This window comes from Acidimicrobiia bacterium (assembly GCA_035948415.1).
Lineage (GTDB): Bacteria > Actinomycetota > Acidimicrobiia > IMCC26256 > PALSA-555 > PALSA-555.
The window spans coordinates 51,627-69,435 of sequence record DASZJD010000054.1 but is presented as its reverse complement, the minus strand read 5'-3'; the positions used below and the strand labels follow the sequence as shown (position 1 = coordinate 69,435).

Genomic DNA, 17,809 nt, shown 5'->3' with positions numbered 1-17,809 from the left:
GCGGGGGAGCCTAACCGGCGGGGTGCGCGCCTCCCCCGTCGCTCGGCACGACAAGGCAGCGACAGCCGGGGTGGGCCGGCGGGTACGGCTGCCCGGTCGGGAAGCACTGGCCCTTCACGGTCGGCTCGAGCGCGTTGTCGTCAGCGTCCGGGCATTGACCGACCTCGGCCGGCACCCAGCGCAACGTCGTGCCCGACGGCGTGGCGTCGAACACGCCACGCGTGTACGCGGCGGCGAGCAGGTCACCGAGCAGCCCCTCGAGATCGCGGGCGCGCCACTCTCGGTAGCGCGCGCTGATGGAGGGGGCCAGCGCGGCTTGCAGCTCGGCCGGCTCCCGGTACGGGCCGTCAGCGAGTACGGCGTCGATCGTCGCCATCAAGCGCTCGCGCAGGGGGGTGATGAGCCCGGCCGCGAGCTCGGCGACGAGCCGGCTCGGCGCCGCGGTCGGGCGTCGACGCCGCCCGGTCAGGGCGCGGCCGACCGTGTAGGCCTCGTCGATCGTCGGCGCGAGGACCGCCGTCCAGGCGGTGTGCTGCCGTTCGCGGTCCGGCAGCAGCCGCGTCGGCTCTGGACGCCCCCGGACGCGCCGGATGACGTCGAGGAGCTCGTTGTGCTCGTCCTGCAGCAGCCGCTTCGCCTGCCGCAGCACCGAGACCGTGAGCGGGGCGAGCACCTCGTCGCGCCGCCGCCGGGTGGCGTCGTCCCGGCTCGGCGGCGTCGGCTCCCGGGTCGGGGCGGGGGGCGGCGTCGGGGCGGGGGGCGGCTCGGCTGGCACCGGCTCGGGCTCGGGCGCGGCCGGGGCCGGGGCCGGGGGCGATGGTGTCGCGGCCTCGACGTCGTCGTCGTGCTCTCGGAGGCGAGCGAACGCGTCGTCGGCTCGCGGCTGGTCGACGGCGGCGCCGTCGTCGGGGATCGGCGGCGTCTCGACGTCGGGCTCGAGCGCCCTCGACGACGTGAGGGCTTCGGCGAGCTCGTCGACCGCGGTCCGGACTCGCGAGAGCTCCGCGAGCAGATCCGAACGCCGCCGCTCGACGTCGTCGAGCATGCGCTTGCGGACCGCGCGCGCCTCGCTGACCATCGCCCGCCCGCGCGCGGCCGCCGCCGCCTCGGCCTCACGCAGCAGCGCGGCCGTGCGTCCGTCCTCGCTGCGCTCGGGCGCGTCGGGTGGCGGGGCGATGTCGGCTCGCGGCTCCGGCTCGGGCGGGACCGGCTCGTCGGCGGAGGTCGTGGACCCTGCCACCGCGCCGATGCTATTGGGCCGCCGACGGACCCAACGGTGACCCCGCAGTGACGTCGGCGCCGCCGAGCCGGCGGAGGGCCGTGAGCGCCTCGTCGATGGTGCGGACGGGGACGATCTGCAGCCCGCCCGCTTGCGCGCGAGCGTCCTTCGCCTCGGCCGAGGGCACGAGGAGCGCGGTGGCGTGGTCGCGCTTGGCGGTGATCACCTTCTGGGTGATCCCGCCCACCGGTCCGACCGTGCCGTCGGCGAAGATGGCGCCGGTCGCGGCGACGCGCCGGCCGCCCGTCACGTCCCCGGATGACAGGTCGTTGATGAGGGCGAGCGTGAACGCCAGCCCGGCGGACGGTCCGCCGACTTGCTGGGTGTCGATCTTCACGTCGATCGGGAACCGCCACATGCTGAGGGTCTGGGTGACGATGCCGAGGAACGCGGTCGACCCGGCTCGACCCGACCGGACCGACACGGTGACCGTCTGGTCGCCGCGCCGGACCGTGACGGCCACCACGGCGTGGGCGGGTCGCGCCTTCACCGCGCGCTGCACGTCGCCGGCGCTGCTGACCGGCCGCCCGTCGACGGCGGTGACGACGTCGCCCACCTGGAGCCGATGATCGGACGGTCCGCCGCAGGCCAGGTCGATGATCAGCGCTTCGTCGCCGGCGTGGGTCACCCGGTATCCGAGGCGGCGGAGGGCCACCTCGGTCGCCGCGTCCTGGGAATCGCGCATCAGGAGGGTGTTGAGCCGGGCGTCGGCGGCGTAGGAGGCGCAGCCGAGGACGTCCTTCTTCCCCACGACGCTGTCGCTGCTGCTGAGGCTGGCGAAGAGGTAGCGGTAGAGGTTCGGGTCGCTCGTCGAGACCCGCACCGTCAGATAGAAGACCCGCCCGGCGTGGCGGAAGGTCGGGACCCCGGCGACCGAGACCACCCGGGTGTCGACCGGGGTGGCGGATCCGGGCGACTCGATCACGTACGGGACGTGGATGACGGCGGCCGCGACCGCGGCGGCGGCGAGGAGGCCCCCGAGCAGGGAAGCGACGAGCGGAAGGACCCGGCGCCGGCGACGCCGCGTCGGCGCCGGCTCGGCCGGGGGCTCCGACGGGCTGGACACGGCTTCCCCGTTCCTCGCGCGGTAGCGATACTGGGGGGGTGGACGACTCCCAGCCTGCCACCCGCGGTCCCGATGCCGGCGGGCGGCCCGCGCCGCCGCCACCGAAGCAGCCGCTCGCCGAGCCCGCTCGGCCCGTCGTGGAGCCGGCGGAGCCGGCCGGCCAGCCGCCGGTCGACCTCTACGTCGGCTTCCTCGAGTTCTCGAAGCGCTTCCTCGCGGTCTCGAAGCGCTCGATCAAGGCGGTCCGACACGTCCGCCAGGTGCGTCTGTTCCGGACCAGCTCGGCGCTCGTGCGATGGATCGCGCTTGTGGTCGCCATCGGGTTCGGGGCCGCGCTGCTCATCGCGTTGACGATCAACCTGCTCGTCTCGCTCGTCCCGAGCTCGGGCGGCTGAGCCGGGCCCGGCCTCGCATCGTCGGCACCCGCTGATCCGAGCTCGTTACCGTCACCCGAGTGTCATGCGCTGGTCCGTCCGACGCACTCGCCCGGGCGTCGGCGCTTGCGGCCCTCGGCCACCGCGGCCGGCTGCCACGGGGCGCGGCGGCGGCACTCAGCGAGGCCGTCGCCGGCGACCCCGACGCCCAGGTGCGGTCGGTCGCCCTCGGCGCCTTGTCCCGCGCGGCGGCACCGGGGCGGGCGCTCCGAGCGTGGCGGGGCGCCACCCGTGACGGGGACGCCGGGGTGCGCCGCCGAGCCGCGGAGCTGGCGCCGGGCCTGGCGCGGCGCGGCTCCGTGCCGACGGCACCCCTCGTGACGCTCCTCGCCGACGCCGACGTGACGGTCGTCGAGGCCGCGGCGTGGTCGCTCGGCGAGCTCGGGGACTCGAGCTCCGAGACGGTCGGAGCCCTGACGGCGGTGACGACCGGTCACGCCGACCCGCTGGCCCGCGAGGCCGCGGTCGCGGCCCTCGGGGCTATCGCGGATCCGGGCGGGCTGGACGCGGTGCTGGCCGCGTGCGGAGACGTCGCGACCGTGCGCCGACGAGCCGTGCTGGCCCTGGCGCCGTTCGACGGCCCGGGCGTCGACGCCGCGCTCGAGCGCGCCCTCGGCGACCGCGACTGGCAGGTCCGCCAAGCGGCCGAGGACCTCCTCGAGGCTGAGCGCGCGGGCGGTCAGTAGACGCGGCGCTGCATCGACGGCCGGGGCCGATCGAGGAACATCTCGCGCACGCGATCGAAGGACTCCAGGCAGCGCCCGGCGCCGAGCACGACGGTCTCGAGCGGCATCTCGGCCAGCCGGACCCGCACCCCGGTCTCGTGCTCGATGCGCTGGTCGAAGCCTCGGAGCATCCCGCTGCCCCCCACCAGGCGGATCCCCATCTCGAGGAGGTCCTGGGCGAGCTCGGGGGGCGTCTCGGCCAGGGCGGCCTTCGCGGCGTTCGTGATTCGGACCAGCGGCTCGTCGATGGCCTCGCGGAGCTCCTCGGGCTCGAGGACGACCGTGCGCGGCAGCCCGCTCATGAGGTCGCGGCCTCGGATCTCGGCCTTGTACTCGTCGTCGATCGGGAACGCGGAGCCGACGGCGATCTTGATCTCCTCGGCGGTGCGCTCCCCGACGGCGACGCCGTGCACCCGTCGCAGGTGGTTCGAGATGGCGGCGTCGATGTCGAAGCCGCCGATGCGGACGGCCTCGAGCGCGACGATCCCGCCCATCGAGATGACCGCCATCTCGCTCGTCCCGCCGCCGATGTCGACGACCATGTTCCCGAGCGGCTCGTGGATCGGCATCGAGGCGCCGATCGCGGCGGCCATCGGCTGCTCGATCAGGTAGGTCTGGGCCGCGCCGGCGCGCCGGGTGGCCTCGAGAACCGCCCGCTGCTCGACGTGGGTGATCGCCGAGGGCACGCAGACGAGCACCCGGGCCCGCTGCAGCCGGGTGATGCCGGCCCGGGCGAAGATCAAGCGGATCAGGCGCTGGGTGATTTCGAAGTCGGTGATGGCCCCGCCCCGCAGGGGGCGGACGGCCACGATGTGGCCCGGGGTGCGGCCGATCATGTGCCAGGCCTCGTGGCCCATCGCGAGCACGTCTTGGGTGCGGCTGTTCAGCGCGATGACGGTCGGCTCGTTGAGGATGATCCCCTGGCCGCGCGCGTAGACGAGCGTGTTGGCGGTCCCGAGGTCGATGGCAAGGTCGCGGGACACGGCTAAGCGCGGTCCAGCTCGCGCACGGGGCGGATCGGGCGGGCGGCGGTCCCCCAGTCCGAGCCGTCCGACCACCGCTCGCGCTTCCAGATCGGGACCGTCTCCTTCAACGTGTCGATCGCGAACCGCGCGGCGTCGAACGCCTCGGCCCGGTGGGGTGACGACGCCACCACGACGACCGACACCTCGCCGAGCTCGAGGTCCCCGACGCGATGCAGCAGCGCGAGCCGTTCGACCGCCGGCCAGCGTCGCCGCGTCTCGGCCGCAACCTCCGTCAGCCGCCGGGCCGCGGCCTCTTCGTAGGCCTCGTAGGAGAGGCCGAGGACCCCGGCTCGGCCTTCGGCGTGGTCGCGCACGACCCCGCAGAACGTGACGACCGCGCCGGTCGACGGGACCGTGGCCCAGGCCGTCGCCTCGTCGCCCGACAACGCCTCACGGGTCAGCGCGATCCAATCTGCTCCCTCGCTCGGCTGCGGCACGCCGGTCATCGTAGTGAAGGGCGCGCCGCGGCCTCCGACGTGCCGCGCGCGCCCGGCCGCGGTTGGTACGCAAAGCCTCGTCGGTAGAGTGGCACGTCATGCCCGTCGAGGAGCCCGACGAGGACGAGCCGGGGGGCCCGCCGCCGCATCCGCTCGATCGGGTCTGGTTTCACCCGAGCGAGGTCGGCGCGGCGCTCGCCGCCTGGCGCGGGGGACCGACCGCGAAGCGCCGCGACTGGGGCTTCGCGGCGATCGTCGCGCTCCTGAGCGTCGCCGTGGTGGTCGGGATCCTCGCCGGCGTCGGCGTCTTCGCCGGGGGCGGCCGCGGCACCGGGCGCGCGCACGCGGCGCCACCCCCCGTCCCGGCCGGGTCCTCGGTCCCCGACATCGTGAACGCCGCCGGGCCGAGCGTGGTCTCGGTCCGCGCCGTCGGGACCGCCGGCGAGACCCAAGGGTCGGGTGTCGCCGTGGACGGCACCCGGGTCCTCACGAGCTCCTCGCTGCTCGGGTCCGCGACCGTGATCACGGTCAGCAGCTCGGGTGGCCGGCTGAGCTCGGCCCGCGTGCTCGGCGCCGACCCCCTGACCGACCTCACCCTCTTGACCGTGGACGGCGCCAACCTGACCGCGGCGAAGCTCGGGGACAGCGACGGGCTGCAGATCGGCGACGCCGTGATCGCGATCGGGCTGAGCACCGGCGAGCACCGATGGGCGGGCGAGGGCATCGTGAGCGCGCTCCACGAGGTGTCGACGATGCCGGGCGGCGACGTGCTGCCCGGCCTCCTCGAGACCGACGTCCGGATGACGAGCACCACGCCCTACGGCGGCGCCCTCGTCGACAGCGGCGGGTCGGTGGTCGGGATCAACTCGGCGGCGCTGCCCGGTCAGGCGGTGCCCGTCACCCTGGCCCGACAGGTGGTCCGGCAGATCGAGGGCAGCGGCCAGGTGCGCCACGGCTGGCTCGGCGTGGACGTCGTCGACGCGATCGAGCGGCCCGGTGGCGGCGCCCGGGTCACGACGGTGACGCCGGGCAGCCCGGCCGCGGGCGCAGGCCTCGTCCCCGGCGACGTCGTCACCGCGGTGGGCTCCGAGCACGTCACCGACGCCGGGGACCTCGTGGCCTCGGTCGAGGAGCTCTCGAACGGCGACCCAACCACGATCACCGCCGTTCGCGGCCCCGGGCGCCTCAACCGGCTGGTGTCGCTGGGCAGCCGCCCGGCCGGGAACGCCAGCCTCGCCGGACTCGCAGCATGATTTGCCGGGTCGGGGGCCTCCCGCCACGATGGACCCGATGAGCGAGCCCGGTCTCACCGACAGCGATCGCGAGCTGCTGAACGCGGTGCAGTGGGACTTCCCGCTGGAGCCGGCTCCCTACGCCGCGCTCGGGGCCCGGCTCGGCCTGAGCGAGCCCGAGGTCCGGGACCGCGTGGCGGCGGTGAAGGCCGCCGGGGTGCTGCGGCAGCTCTCGGCGATCTTCGACACGCGCGCCCTCGGCTACGACTCGTCGCTCGTCGCGGCCCGAATGGACCCGGGACGGGTCGACGAGGCGGCGGCGGTGATCAGCGCGCACCCGGGCGTGAGCCACAACTACAAGCGCAACCACAACTTCAATCTCTGGTACACGATCGCGGTCCCGCCGGGCGAGTCGCTCGACGAGCACCTCGAGGTGCTCCACCGCGACTCGGGCGCCGTCGTCACCCGCAAGCTGCCGACGCTCCAGCTCTACAAGATCGGCGTCAAGCTCGACATGACCGGGAAGACGGCCGCCGACGCCAAGGCGACCGTGGCCGAGCACGAGCGCCCTGAGCGCCGCCCCCACATGGAGGCGCCCATCCTCTCCGACCTCGAGGTGGCGGCGATCCGCGTCGTGCAGGAGGACCTGCCCCTCGTCGAGCACCCGTTCGCGGCGCAAGGCGAGCAGCTCGGCTGCTCGGAGGACGACGTGCTCGAGCTGCTCCGCTCGTTCCGAGCCCGCAAGCTGATGCGGCGCTTCGCGGCGGTGATGAACCACCGGTCCGCCGGCTTCAAGGCCAACGCCATGGGCGTGTGGGCGGTGCCGGAGCACCGGCTGGAGGAGCTCGGCCCCCAGATGGCCGGGTTCGCGCTCGTGAGCCACTGCTACCGGCGGCCGACGTACCCCGACTGGCCGTACTCGGTGTTCACGATGGTGCACGGCAAGCACGGGCGAGACTGCGAGGCGACGATCGCGGCGATCCGCGCCGAGACCGGGGTCGAGGACTACGCGCTGCTGTGGTCGGTGAAGGAGTACAAGAAGACGCGGGTCCGCTACTTCACGCCCGAGTGGGACGACTGGCGCGCCGCCCACCTCGCCGGAAGCGCCGCCCCAGCAGCCACGCCGTGACGCCGGCGCCGGCGAGCGCGCCGGCGCCGAGCGCGACGAGCGGGACCGGCGACCGCGTCGGTGCGAGCGAGTCGAGGCCGTCGACGAGCGCCTCCTCGTTGCTGTGGCGCGGCCGCCACCCCAGGCCCCGGAGCCGGTCGTTGGCGACCACCCAGGGGTGGATGAGGTAGGGGACGACGCCCGGCGGCACGTCGCCGATCCCGACGTTCCAGGTCAGCCGCAGCGCCCGCTCGAGCACCGTCGGCGACAGCGAGGGCAGGCGGGGCGGGTTCAGGAGCGCCTCCGCCTCGGCCCGGGCCAGCCAGCCGTTCGACGCCACGTTGAAGGTGCCGGGGTGGTCGGCCAGCACGACGAGCGCCAGGGCGCTCACGAGGTCGTCGACGTGGACGGCCTGCACCGGGGGCGCGGCGCCGCGGACCCGCAGCGACGGTCGGCCGAGGAGCAGCCGCGACGCCAGCCGCTCGGCCCCCGGGCCGAGCACCGGTGCGCTCCGCAGCGTCGTCACCGTCACGCCGGGGTGGTCGTCGCGCCACTCGGCGAGCAGCCGCTCGACCTCGGCCGCCAGCACCGCCGGCGAGAAGCCGGGGTTCGGGCGGAGGGGCGACTCCTCGGTGAGCGGCACCGGGTTGCTCGCCCAGGCGCCGTACACGGCCGCGCTCGAGACGCGGACCACCTTCCGGGCCCCGACCGCGGCGGCGGCGTCGAGCACCCGCCGGGTGCCGTCGACGTTCACCCGGGCCATCAGCGCCTCGTCGGCGATCGGGTCCACGACCGTCGCGAGGTGCACGAGGACGTCGATGCCCTCGAGCAGCGGCTTGAGCTCCGAGCGCGCCACGTCGACGAGGTGGAACTCGAGACCGGCGGCGCGACGTCGCGGCGGTCGGACGTCCAGCCCGACGAGTCGTCGCACCGACGCGTCCTCGGCCAGCACCGGCAGGAGCCGCTGCCCGACCACCCCCGAAGCCCCCGTGACGGCAATCGAGATCACGTTCATAGACTGGCCGCGTGGCCGGCGGTCCTCAACCTGGCGACGAGCCGTCACTGCCGTTCGGGTTCGGGAACCTGGAGCTGAACCAGCTCCTGCGCATGCTGCAGTCGAGCGGGCCGGTCAACTGGGAGATCGCGGCGCAGGTGGCCCGGCACGTGGCCACCGACGGCGTGCCGGAGCGGGACGTCGACGGGGCGGCGGTCGCGAACCTCGAGGAGCTCGCCCAGGCGGCGCAGACCCACGTGGTCGCCGAGACCGGGCTCACGGCCACGTTCACCGCCTCCACGCTCGTCACCGGTCGGCAGGGCTGGGCCGAGCTCCACCTCCAGGCGCTCCGCCCGGTCCTCGACGCCCTCGCCACGACGTTGGGCCGGGCCTTCCGAGGCGGCGAGGGCGAGGTGACGGGCGGAGCCCCGGGCGGCCCGGGCGCGGACCCGCTCGCCGCCCTCCTACCGATGCTGGCCCCGCTGCTCCTCGGGGTCCAGGCGGGATCGATGATCGGCTACCTGGCCCAGCACGCGCTGGGCCGGTACGACCTCCCGCTCCCCGCGTCGGACGCGCCCTCGCTGTGCTTCGTCGTGCCGAACCTCGACGTCTTCGAGGAGGCCTGGTCGCTCGAGCGGGCCGACCTGCGCTTCACCGTGGCGCTGCACGAGGTGGTGCACGCCGCCACCCGGTCGGTGCCGTGGGTGCGGGAGCGGCTCGTGAGCCTCGCCACCGAGTACGTCTCCGCGTACGAGGTGGACCCGACCGTCCTCGGGGCGCGCCTGGGCGACCTGGACCCGGCGAACCCCGAGTCGCTCCAGAGCCTCGCCGAGCGGCCTGAGGAGCTGCTCGGCGCCATGACCTCGCCCCGACAGGAGCAGCTCCTCGAGTCGCTGCGGATCTTCCACGCCGTGCTCGAGGGCTACGCCGACGACGTGCTCCGGCGGGTAGGGGACAAACTGGTGCCGTCGTTCGCGCGCGTCCACGAGGCGATCGCGCGCCACCGCATCGAACGGGGCGAGGCGACCCGGTTCGTCGAGCAGCTGCTGGGCCTCACGCTCGAGCGCGAGGACTACGAGCTCGGTGCGGCCTTCTGCGCCGGCGTCGTCGAGCGCGCCGGAGCGGAGAGCCTGAACCGCCTGTGGGAGGCGCCACCCATGGTCCCGACGGGGCCCGAGCTCGCCGCCCCCGGTCTGTGGCTCGCACGCGTCGAGCTCGATCTCGACGAGCCGGAGCGGCCGTGACCGACGCGCCTCGGATCGGCGTCCTGGGCGCCGGGGTCATGGGCAGCGGCATCGCCCAGGTCACCGCGACCGCCGGCTACCCGACCGTCTGCTACGACGTCGACCCCGACGCGCTCGCCCGCGGCCGCGAGCACGTGACGACCGGCCGGTACGGGCTCGAACGGGGGGTGGAGCGCCAGAAGCTGTCGCGCGAGCAGGCCGACGCGGCGTTGCGGCGCCTCACCTTCTCGCCGTCGTTCGACGACGCGGCGACGACCGATCTGGTCATCGAGGCGGTGCCGGAGCGCCTGGGGCTGAAGGTGTCGGTGTTCCGGGAGCTCGACCGGGTCGCGCCGCCGGCGACGATCCTGGCCTCGAACACCTCCGGCTACCCGATCGCGGCGCTGGCCGCCGTGACCGACCGGCCCGAGCGGGTCGTCGGCTGGCACTGGGCGTCGCCGGCCCCGGTCATGGCGTTCGCCGAGATCGTCCGGACCGCCGACACGGCGCCGGAGACGGTCGAGGTCGTCTGCGGCGTCGCGCGCGCGTGCGCCAAGCACCCGGTCGTCGTGCGCGACGTCGACACCGAGTGGGGGTTCGTCGCCAACCGCGTCTACGCCGCCATGCTCGTCGAGGCCCGACGGGTCGTCGCCGAGGGCGTGGCGTCGGCCGAGGAGGTCGACCAGCTGATGATGGACTGCTTCCGGTGGCCGGCCGGGCCGTTCGGCATGGTGCGGGGCGCGACGAGCGGCTGGGCCTGACCGGCCGCGGCGCGCCGCTCAGAACCAGGTGAACGGGAACGGCAGCGGGTCGCACGGGAAGAGCTGGTCGGCCCGGGCGAGCGCCCGGTCGGTCCGCTCGTCGACGAGGCCGGCGGCGGCGAGGGTCGTCCACCGCACCCCGCCGAGCCAGGCCGCCGACACCGCGCTCACGCTGCACTCGAGGTCAGGTCGGCCGCCCTCCTGCACGTCGGCGCCGTCGCGGCCGGCCTCGAGCGTGAACGTCCCGTCGGCCCGGCCGCCCGGGCGGGACTCGTCGCGCACGCCGAGCGTGAGGCGTCCCTCGCTGGCGTAGGTCCGGGCCGCGAGCGCGGCCGGCACGTCGAGCAGCCGGGTCCAGACCTCGTCCTTGACGGCGCGGACCCGCACCGCCCGGTTCGAGGCCAGCCACCACGCCAGGGGCAGGTCGAGCGGCGCGCCCCGGTCGCTGATCGTGCGCACGAGGTCGACCTCGCACAGGTACCGCCACAGCCCGTGGAGCGCGGCCGGGTCCGCGGCCACGACATCGCGGACGACGAGCCGGCTCCCAGAGCCCGAGCTCGGGTCGTGCGTCTCGTGGAGTCCGTAGCAGGCGTAGCCGGCGACGACGCCGTTGGCCTCGTACGCGACGTCGAAGCGCACCCCGAAGCGCGGATCCCACTGCTCGTCGCTCCACCACGCGTCCGGGCGCGACACCGCCCCCGGGTAGGCGCGCCGAACCCGCTCGAAGACGTCGGGCTCCAGCTTCGCCGCCTCGTCGGCGTCGAGAAGCCGCAGCTGCCCCTCCGGGCGAGGCCGGACGAACTGGACGTCGCGGCGGTCGAGCTCGATCGCCATCGAGCGCGTCGTGATGCCGAACCCGAACCGCTCGTAGATCGAGCCTTCGCTCGCGGTCAGCATCGCGACCGCCTCGCCGCGAGTCGTGGCCTCGTCCAGCAGTTCGCGCATGATCGAGCGCAGCAGGCCCCGGCGGCGGTGGGTCGGGCGGACGGTCACGGCGCTGACCCCGGCGGCCGGGAGCACCGCGCCGCCCGGGAGGGACAGCTCGAGCGAGTAGTTCCGCGACGTCGCGACCAGGTCCTCCCCGTCGAAGCCGGCCCGGGTCCGGTCCAGGTCGAGGCTGACCCAGCGCGGGTGCTCCTCGGCGTAGGTGGGGCGCTCGCCGAAGCCGACCGCGGCGGCGCGCGCGAACGCGGGGACCTCGGCGGTCTCGATGGGTCGGAACTCGACGGGCACGGCGTCGATGCTCGCACGCTGGCCGCGCCCGGCGCGGCGGTTTCGGTGCCGCTCAGGGGCGCGGGGCTCGCCGCGGGGGCGGCGGCGGGGCCGGCTCGGTCGCCGGCGGGGGCGGCGGGTACGGCAGGCCGTCGTCACCGTGCCCGGGCCGGCGCGGCTCCGCGGCGCCGCCGGCCAGCTGGCGGCGGCGCCTCGCCGCGGCCCTGCGCCGCCCCGCTCGGCTCTGCCGACGGCGGTCCCGAAGGTTGTCGCGAGCCCGGCCGAGGGCCCGGTCCACCGCCTCGGGTCGGAGCTTCGACCGTGGCGGCCGGGTCCGGGCCGCGCGCAGCGCCGCGAGGTACGAGACGCCGCCGAAGGCCAGGACGATCCCGAGCACGGCCAGCCCGGCGGGGGCGACGACCGGGATGATCCCGAGCACCGCCCCGACGACCCACGCGCCTTGGAACCGGGTCTCGAAACGCGCGAAGGCGCGGCCTCGGACCGCGTCGGGTCCGTCGCGTTGCAGCAGGCTGTCGAACCCGATCTTCCCCGCGGCGGCGCCGAGCCCGACGGCGAGGAAGGCGAACGGGATCCCGAGCGTCTTCATGAGCAGCACGCCGAACAGCGTGGCGGCGGCGGCGCCGAGGAGGGCCCCGGCGAGGATGAGCTCCTCGCGGACGTGGGAGCGCAGCCAGGGCGCGAGGAGGTTGCCGGCGAACAGACCGATCCCGGCCGCGGCCGCGGCGACCCCGAGCGCGAAGAGGTCGTGCTTGAACGTGAAGGCGGCGAAGAACTGGAGGAAGCCCATCGCGCCCCGCAGGATCGCCATCGCCGACGCGGCGAGGAGGATCGACGGCTGGTGGAGCTCCTCGCGCTCCCGGGCGGCCGCCTCGCGGCCGGTGACGCGCTCGACGCGTGGAATCCGGAGGGCGTACGACGCCGCGACGATGAACACGACTACGGCCAGCCGCAGCGACCAGTCCGCGCCGAACAGCTGCTGGACGACGAGCGCCGGCGCGCCGCCGAGCAGGGCGGCGACGGCGCTGATGATCGCCAGCCGCGAGTTGGCCTGCACGAGCGACGTGCGTTCGTCGACGAGGTCCGGTACCAGGGAGCTCCGAGCCACCGAGTAGCCCTTCGACAGCACGAGGACGCCGAACGCGAACGGGTAGACGAGGAGGCCCTCGGGCGACGGCTTCGTCACGACCGAGGCCATGATCAGGCAGAGCGCGGCGCGGCCGACGCAGGAAGCGACGATGAGGAGCCGACGGCCGCCCCGCACCCGGTCGAGGGCGGGCCCGATGACCGGGGCCACGACCGTGAACGGCGCCATGGTGAGCAAGAGGTAGAGCAGGACCGAGCCCCGCGCCCCGCTGCTCGGCTTCTGGAAGAAGAGCGACCCCGCAAGGGACGCGGCCACGCAGGCGTCGGCGCACATCGTGACGAGGTGGGCCCGGACCAGCCGCCCGAACGGCGTGGGCGGCATGAGGGCGAGGAACCGGTCGACGAGGGCCCGGAACAGGGAGGTGCGCTCCACAGGCATCGGTACATCGACAGTAGCGGCGCGGCCCCACGGTCACCCGGCGTGGACGAGCGCCCGGCGCCGGCCGTGCCGGCGTCGAACCTTCACCTGACGGTCACCGACACGTCACGCGATCCCGCGGCGCGCCGAGGCCCCGGGGAGCGTCGGAGCCGGCGCCGCTACCATCAGGCCATGGCCGTGCCGACCGGTGCGCCGGCCGCTCCCACCACGCGCGAAGAGGGAGACGGCGACCGCTTCCTGAACCGCGAGTTGTCCTGGCTCGACTTCAACGCGCGAGTGCTGGCGCTGGCCGAGGACCCGGGCCGTCCCCTGCTCGAGCGGGCGAAGTTCCTCGCCATCTTCTCGTCGAACCTCGACGAGTTCTTCCAGGTTCGCGTGTCCGGCATCCAGGAGCAGGTGCTGGCCGGGCTGCGCGCTCGCTCCCCCGACGGCCTCGACCCGCTCGAGACCATCCGCGCCATCCGCGAGCAGGTGCGTGCACTCGTCGACCGTCACACCACCGCCTTCACGAAGGACGTCGCCCCCCGCCTCCGGGAGGCCGGGATCCGCTTCGAGGGCTGGCCGGACCTCGACGACGCCGACCGGTTCGAGCTGCAGCGCACCTTCGAGGAGCGCGTCTACCCGGTGCTCACGCCGCTGGCGGTCGACCCTGCGCACCCCTTCCCGTACATCTCCAACCTGTCGCTGAACCTGGCCGTGGTCGTGCGCGACCCCGAGACGGGCGAGCAGCGGTTCGCGCGGATCAAGGTCCCGCCCGCGCTGCCCCGCTTCGTGCCCCTGCCGGGCGAGGCGCGATTCGTCCCCCTCGAGCAGGTCATCGCCGCCCACCTCGGCCGCCTCTTCCCGGGCATGGAGATCCTCGACCACGTCCCGTTCCGCGTGACGCGCGACGCCGACTTCGAGCTCGACGACGAGGACGAGGACCTGCTCGAGGCGATCGAGTCGGTGCTGCACCGGCGCACGAAGTTCGGGCACACGGTGCGCCTCGAGGTCGACGCGTCGATGAGCGACGAGGTCCTCGACGTGCTGTGCCGCGAGCTCGAGATCCCGCCCGCCGCCGTCGTCAGCATCGACGGGCCGCTCGACCTCAGCGGGCTCTTCGACATCTGCGGGCTCGAGCGACCCGACCTCAAGGACGAGCCGTGGCTCCCCCAGAGCCCGCCCGGGCTCCTCCAAACGGGCGACGAGACCCCCAACCTGTTCCGACTGCTGCGCGGCGGCGACATCCTCGTCCACCACCCATACGACTCGTTCGCGAGCTCGGTCGAGGCGTTCGTCGACCAGGCGTCGCGCGACCCGAAGGTCCTGGCGATCAAGCAGACCATCTACCGCACCGCGGGCCCCGACAGCTCCATCGTGCGCTCGCTCGTGGACGCCGCCCGCCAGGGCAAGCAGGTCGTGGCGCTCGTCGAGCTTAAGGCGCGCTTCGACGAGCAGGCGAACATCGAGCGGGCACGCGTCCTCGAGGAGGCCGGCGTCCACGTCGTGTACGGCCTCGTGGGGCTCAAGACCCACGCCAAGATCCTCCTCGTCGTCCGCCAGGAGGACGACGGCGTTCGCCGCTACTGCCACGTCGGGACCGGCAACTACAACCCGAAGACGGCGACCCTCTACGAGGACCTCGGGCTGCTGTCCGCCGACCCGGCGCTCGGCGCCGACCTCGCCGAGCTGTTCAACCACCTGACCGGCTACAGCCGGTCGGTGCGCTACCGGCGACTGCTGGTGGCACCCGAGGACCTGCGCCCCGCGCTGCGCGACCAGATCCGCGCCGAGGCGGCGAAGGGGCCCGGGGGGCGCATCGTCATGAAGATGAACAGCCTCGTGGATCCCGAGCTCATCGACGAGCTCTACGCCGCCTCCGGCGCCGGCACCGAGATCGACCTCGTCGTGCGCGGGATCTGCTGCCTCCGCCCGCAGGTGCCCGGCCGGTCGGAGCGCATCCGGGTCCGATCGCTCGTCGGTGGGTTCCTCGAGCACTCGCGGATCTTCCGCTTCGGCGCCGACCCGGCCCGGGCCACGTACCTGATCGGCTCGGCCGACCTCATGCCCCGCAACCTCGACCGCCGGGTCGAGGCCCTCTGCCCGGTCGACGTGCCCGCGCTCCGCGCTCGACTCGACGAGATCCTGACCGTGAACCTCGCCGACGACGTCCTGGCCTGGCAGCTGGCCGCCGACGGCGTGTGGCACAAGGTGGAGACCCTCGTGGGTCTCGACGCGCAGGCCCGGCTCCGCGCCCTCGCCACGGAGCGGGCGCAGGCCCGGGCGTGACCGTCGTCGAACGCGAGATCAAGCTCGCCGCCCCGCCCGCGAGCGCCCTCCCACCGCTGTCGGACCCGCTGGCGGGCGTCGTCGCCGAACCGGCCGGCACCCTCTATCTCCTCGCGGTGTACTACGACACCGACGACCTGCGCCTGACCCGAGCCCGGGCGTCCTTGCGGCACCGCAACGACGAAGGCTGGGCGGTGAAGCTGCCGCGCGCCGACGCGGGCGGCGACGGCCGCCTCGACCGGACGACCTACGCCGTCCCCGGGGAGGCCGGCAGCCCCCCGGCCGAGGCCCTCGAGCTGGTGCGAGCGCTGACGCGCAGCGCCTCGGTGGGCCCGGTGGCCCGGCTGCGGACCACGCGGCGCGCCGTCCGGCTGCGCACGACGTCGGGGGCGCCGATCGGGGAGGTCGTCGACGACGACGTGGCCGTCCTCGGCGGCGACGGCCCGGTGCGCGCCTTCCGCGAGCTCGAGTTCGAGCTGGCCGACGACGCCCCCGAGGCCCAGGCGGCGGCGATCGTGGCCCGCCTGCGCGCCGCTGGCGCCGGTCCGCCCGACCCGACCCCGAAGATCGTGCGGGCCCTCGGGCCCCGAGCCGCCGGCCCGCCCGACATCGCCCCCGCGAGCGGCCCGGCGCGCACCGTCGGCGACGTAGTGCGGGCGGCGCTGGCCACGCCCGTGGCCCGGCTCGTCGCCCACGACCCGGGCGTGCGCCGGGGCGAGGACCCCGAGGACGTCCACCAGGCCCGGGTCGCGACCCGCCGGCTGCGCTCCCACCTGCGCACCTTCCTGCCCCTCGTCGACGAGACGTGGGCCGAGGCGCTCCGCGACGAGCTCGGCTGGCTCGGCGGCGCCCTCGGCGCCGTCCGCGACGCCGACGTGCTCCTCGACCGGCTCGAGGAACGGATCGCGCACCTGCCGGGCCCCGACCGCGCCGCGGCCGGTCAGCTGCTCGAGGCCCTCCGCGCCGAGCGCGAGCGGGCCCGGACGGCGCTGCTCGGCGCGTTGCGCAGCCACCGCTACGCGGTGCTCCTCGACCGGCTCGTCGACGCCGCCCGTCAGCCGCGCCTCCTCCCGCGCCACGACGGCGAACCGGACGAGGACGTCCTGCGTGGGCTGGTCCGCCGGGCGTGGGACCACCAGGCCGCGGCCGTGGAGCGACTCGCCGACGAGCCCGCCGACGAGGAGCTGCACGCCGTCCGCAAGCGGGCCAAGCGGGCACGGTACGCGGCCGAGGCGGTCGAGCCCGCCTTCGGCAAGCCGGCGCGGGCGCTGGCGCACGCGCTGACCGAGGTGCAGGACGTGCTCGGCGAGCACCAGGACGCCGTCGTCGCCGCCCAATGGCTGCGTGACGCCGCCGCCGGGACGGCCGACGCGGGCGTCGCCTTCGCCGCCGGCGAGCTCGCCATGCAGGAGCAGGAGGCCGCCAGCCGCGGCCGTCGAGCCTGGCCGTCGACGTGGCGGGACGCCAGCCGCAAGAAGCTCCGCCACTGGCTGTGAGCCGGACCGGGGACCCGGACCCGACCACCCCCACCGTGCAGGCCGCCGGCGGCGTCGTGCGCCGGGGCGAGCGGGTCGTCGTCATCCATCGACCCGCCTACGACGACTGGAGCCTCCCGAAGGGCAAGCTCGCCGACGGCGAGAGCGCCGAGGCCGGGGCCCTGCGCGAGGTGGAGGAGGAGACCGGGCTGCGGTGCCGGATCGTCGCCCCCCTCGGCGAGACCCGCTACCGGGACCGGCGGGGCCGGCCGAAGTGGGTTCGGTACTGGCTCATGGAGCCCGAGGCCCCGGACGAGGAGAAGGGTTTCGCCCCCAATGCCGAGGTGGACGAGCTGCGTTGGCTCGCGCCGGACGAGGCTGCCAGACTCCTCACTTACCCACACGACCGAGACCTCCTCGACCGCCTGCCCCGGGGCCGCCACCAACCGTGAGCACGACACCGGTCTTCCTCGTCCGCCACGCCAAGGCCGGCAGCCGCAGCCGCTGGGACGGTCCCGACGAGCAGCGGCCCCTCAGCAAGGTGGGTCACCGCCAGGCCGAGGGGATCGCGGGGCTGCTCGCCGGCTGCGGCGTCACCCGGATCGTCTCGAGCCCGTTCGTGCGCTGCGGCCAGACGGTCGAGCCGCTCGCCCGCCGCCTCGGCCTCCCGATCGAGCCGTCGCCGTCGCTCGCCGAGGGGACGCCGCTCACCGAGGCCCTCCGACTGGTCGAGAAGGTCACCGACGAGCCCACGGTGCTGTGCACCCACGGCGACGTGATCGAGGAGCTCCTCGATCACTTCCGCCAGGTCGGGGGACTGAACGGCGAGGCCCGGCTCGAGAAGGGCTCGACCTGGGTCCTCGAGAGCGACGCCGGCGACCTGACCGCCTCGGCCTACCTGCCGCCCCCCGGCTGAGGTCGCCCGGTCCGGGTGAACGGCGCCGGGCGAGGGGGTGACGCCTCCGTGGCGGCAGGTGAACGATCGCCCCTCCGCCTTGGCGTCGCGGCCTGGGCGCGGAGAATCGTC

The 17,809-nt window shown here is 75.0% G+C and carries 17 protein-coding genes; 10 read left to right on the top strand and 7 right to left on the bottom strand.

Translation table 11 applies throughout. The annotated features are described in order from the left end of the window. Positions 1-10: 10 nt before the first annotated feature. Both VG869_07470 and VG869_07465 read right to left on the bottom strand, forming a co-directional pair. On the bottom strand, positions 11-1,240 hold the full coding sequence (locus tag VG869_07470; GenBank protein HEV3451028.1) for a hypothetical protein: 1,230 nt from the start codon (positions 1,238-1,240) through the stop codon (positions 11-13). Between the two features lie 10 nt (positions 1,241-1,250). Continuing rightward, positions 1,251-2,345 (bottom strand): S16 family serine protease, encoded by a 1,095-nt coding sequence (locus VG869_07465; GenBank protein ID HEV3451027.1) that lies wholly within the window; start codon positions 2,343-2,345, stop codon positions 1,251-1,253. A gap of 38 nt (positions 2,346-2,383) precedes the next feature. On the opposite strand from VG869_07465, the gene VG869_07460 reads away from it, so the two are divergent. Together VG869_07460 and VG869_07455 are read left to right on the top strand one after the other, a co-directional pair. Beyond that, positions 2,384-2,740 carry a hypothetical protein gene (locus tag VG869_07460; protein HEV3451026.1) on the top strand — a complete coding sequence of 119 codons (357 nt, stop codon included), beginning with the start codon at positions 2,384-2,386 and terminating at the stop codon, positions 2,738-2,740. A gap of 59 nt (positions 2,741-2,799) precedes the next feature. Then, entirely contained in the window at positions 2,800-3,465 is a 666-nt protein-coding gene (locus VG869_07455; protein HEV3451025.1) for a HEAT repeat domain-containing protein, read from the top strand. Here the strand turns inward: VG869_07455 and VG869_07450 are convergent. Both VG869_07450 and VG869_07445 read right to left on the bottom strand, forming a co-directional pair. After that, positions 3,459-4,487: a rod shape-determining protein gene (locus VG869_07450; GenBank protein ID HEV3451024.1), complete on the bottom strand. Its 1,029-nt coding sequence runs from the start codon at positions 4,485-4,487 to the stop codon at positions 3,459-3,461. The two genes, VG869_07455 and VG869_07450, sit on opposite strands and share 7 nt — an antisense overlap. Before the next feature lie 2 nt (positions 4,488-4,489). Next, positions 4,490-4,975, bottom strand: coding sequence for a molybdenum cofactor biosynthesis protein MoaE (locus VG869_07445; protein ID HEV3451023.1), 486 nt, complete (start codon positions 4,973-4,975; stop codon positions 4,490-4,492). 89 nt (positions 4,976-5,064) lie between these two features. Here VG869_07445 and VG869_07440 point away from each other — a divergent pair, with 89 nt between their 5' ends. Beyond that, on the top strand, positions 5,065-6,219 hold the full coding sequence (locus VG869_07440) for a trypsin-like peptidase domain-containing protein (GenBank protein HEV3451022.1): 1,155 nt from the start codon (positions 5,065-5,067) through the stop codon (positions 6,217-6,219). Positions 6,220-6,256: 37 nt separating this feature from the next. Beyond that, complete coding sequence (locus VG869_07435; GenBank protein HEV3451021.1) at positions 6,257-7,327, top strand: AsnC family transcriptional regulator; 1,071 nt, start codon at positions 6,257-6,259, stop codon at positions 7,325-7,327. On the opposite strand, the gene VG869_07430 is transcribed toward VG869_07435, so the two are convergent. Next, on the bottom strand, positions 7,257-8,315 hold the full coding sequence (locus VG869_07430) for an NAD-dependent epimerase/dehydratase family protein (GenBank protein HEV3451020.1): 1,059 nt from the start codon (positions 8,313-8,315) through the stop codon (positions 7,257-7,259). The genes VG869_07435 and VG869_07430 overlap by 71 nt on opposite strands. A 17-nt stretch (positions 8,316-8,332) precedes the next feature. Here VG869_07430 and VG869_07425 point away from each other — a divergent pair, with 17 nt between their 5' ends. Continuing rightward, a complete protein-coding gene (locus VG869_07425) occupies positions 8,333-9,544 on the top strand; it encodes a zinc-dependent metalloprotease (protein HEV3451019.1) in 1,212 nt (403 codons plus the stop codon). Continuing rightward, positions 9,541-10,284, top strand: coding sequence for a 3-hydroxyacyl-CoA dehydrogenase family protein (locus tag VG869_07420; protein ID HEV3451018.1), 744 nt, complete (start codon positions 9,541-9,543; stop codon positions 10,282-10,284). The genes VG869_07425 and VG869_07420 overlap by 4 nt, the downstream gene beginning before the upstream one ends. 18 nt (positions 10,285-10,302) lie before the next feature. On the opposite strand, the gene VG869_07415 is transcribed toward VG869_07420, so the two are convergent. Beyond that, positions 10,303-11,517: a GNAT family N-acetyltransferase gene (locus VG869_07415; protein HEV3451017.1), complete on the bottom strand. Its 1,215-nt coding sequence runs from the start codon at positions 11,515-11,517 to the stop codon at positions 10,303-10,305. A gap of 52 nt (positions 11,518-11,569) precedes the next feature. Next, a complete protein-coding gene (locus VG869_07410) occupies positions 11,570-13,039 on the bottom strand; it encodes an MFS transporter (protein ID HEV3451016.1) in 1,470 nt (489 codons plus the stop codon). A 171-nt stretch (positions 13,040-13,210) separates the two neighbouring features. Between VG869_07410 and ppk1 the strand changes: the two genes are divergently transcribed. From ppk1 to VG869_07390, 4 genes are read left to right on the top strand one after another with little or no spacing between them, the layout of a single operon-like run. Continuing rightward, a complete protein-coding gene (gene ppk1 / locus VG869_07405; GenBank protein ID HEV3451015.1) occupies positions 13,211-15,307 on the top strand; it encodes a polyphosphate kinase 1 in 2,097 nt (698 codons plus the stop codon). Continuing rightward, a complete protein-coding gene (locus VG869_07400; protein HEV3451014.1) occupies positions 15,304-16,803 on the top strand; it encodes a CYTH and CHAD domain-containing protein in 1,500 nt (499 codons plus the stop codon). Before ppk1 ends, VG869_07400 begins: the two co-directional genes overlap by 4 nt. Next, positions 16,800-17,234: an NUDIX hydrolase gene (locus VG869_07395; protein ID HEV3451013.1), complete on the top strand. Its 435-nt coding sequence runs from the start codon at positions 16,800-16,802 to the stop codon at positions 17,232-17,234. Before VG869_07400 ends, VG869_07395 begins: the two co-directional genes overlap by 4 nt. Further along, positions 17,231-17,698, top strand: a complete 468-nt coding sequence (locus tag VG869_07390) for a phosphoglycerate mutase family protein (protein ID HEV3451012.1) — start codon at positions 17,231-17,233, stop codon at positions 17,696-17,698. The genes VG869_07395 and VG869_07390 overlap by 4 nt, the downstream gene beginning before the upstream one ends. The last annotated feature ends 111 nt before the right edge of the window (positions 17,699-17,809 follow it).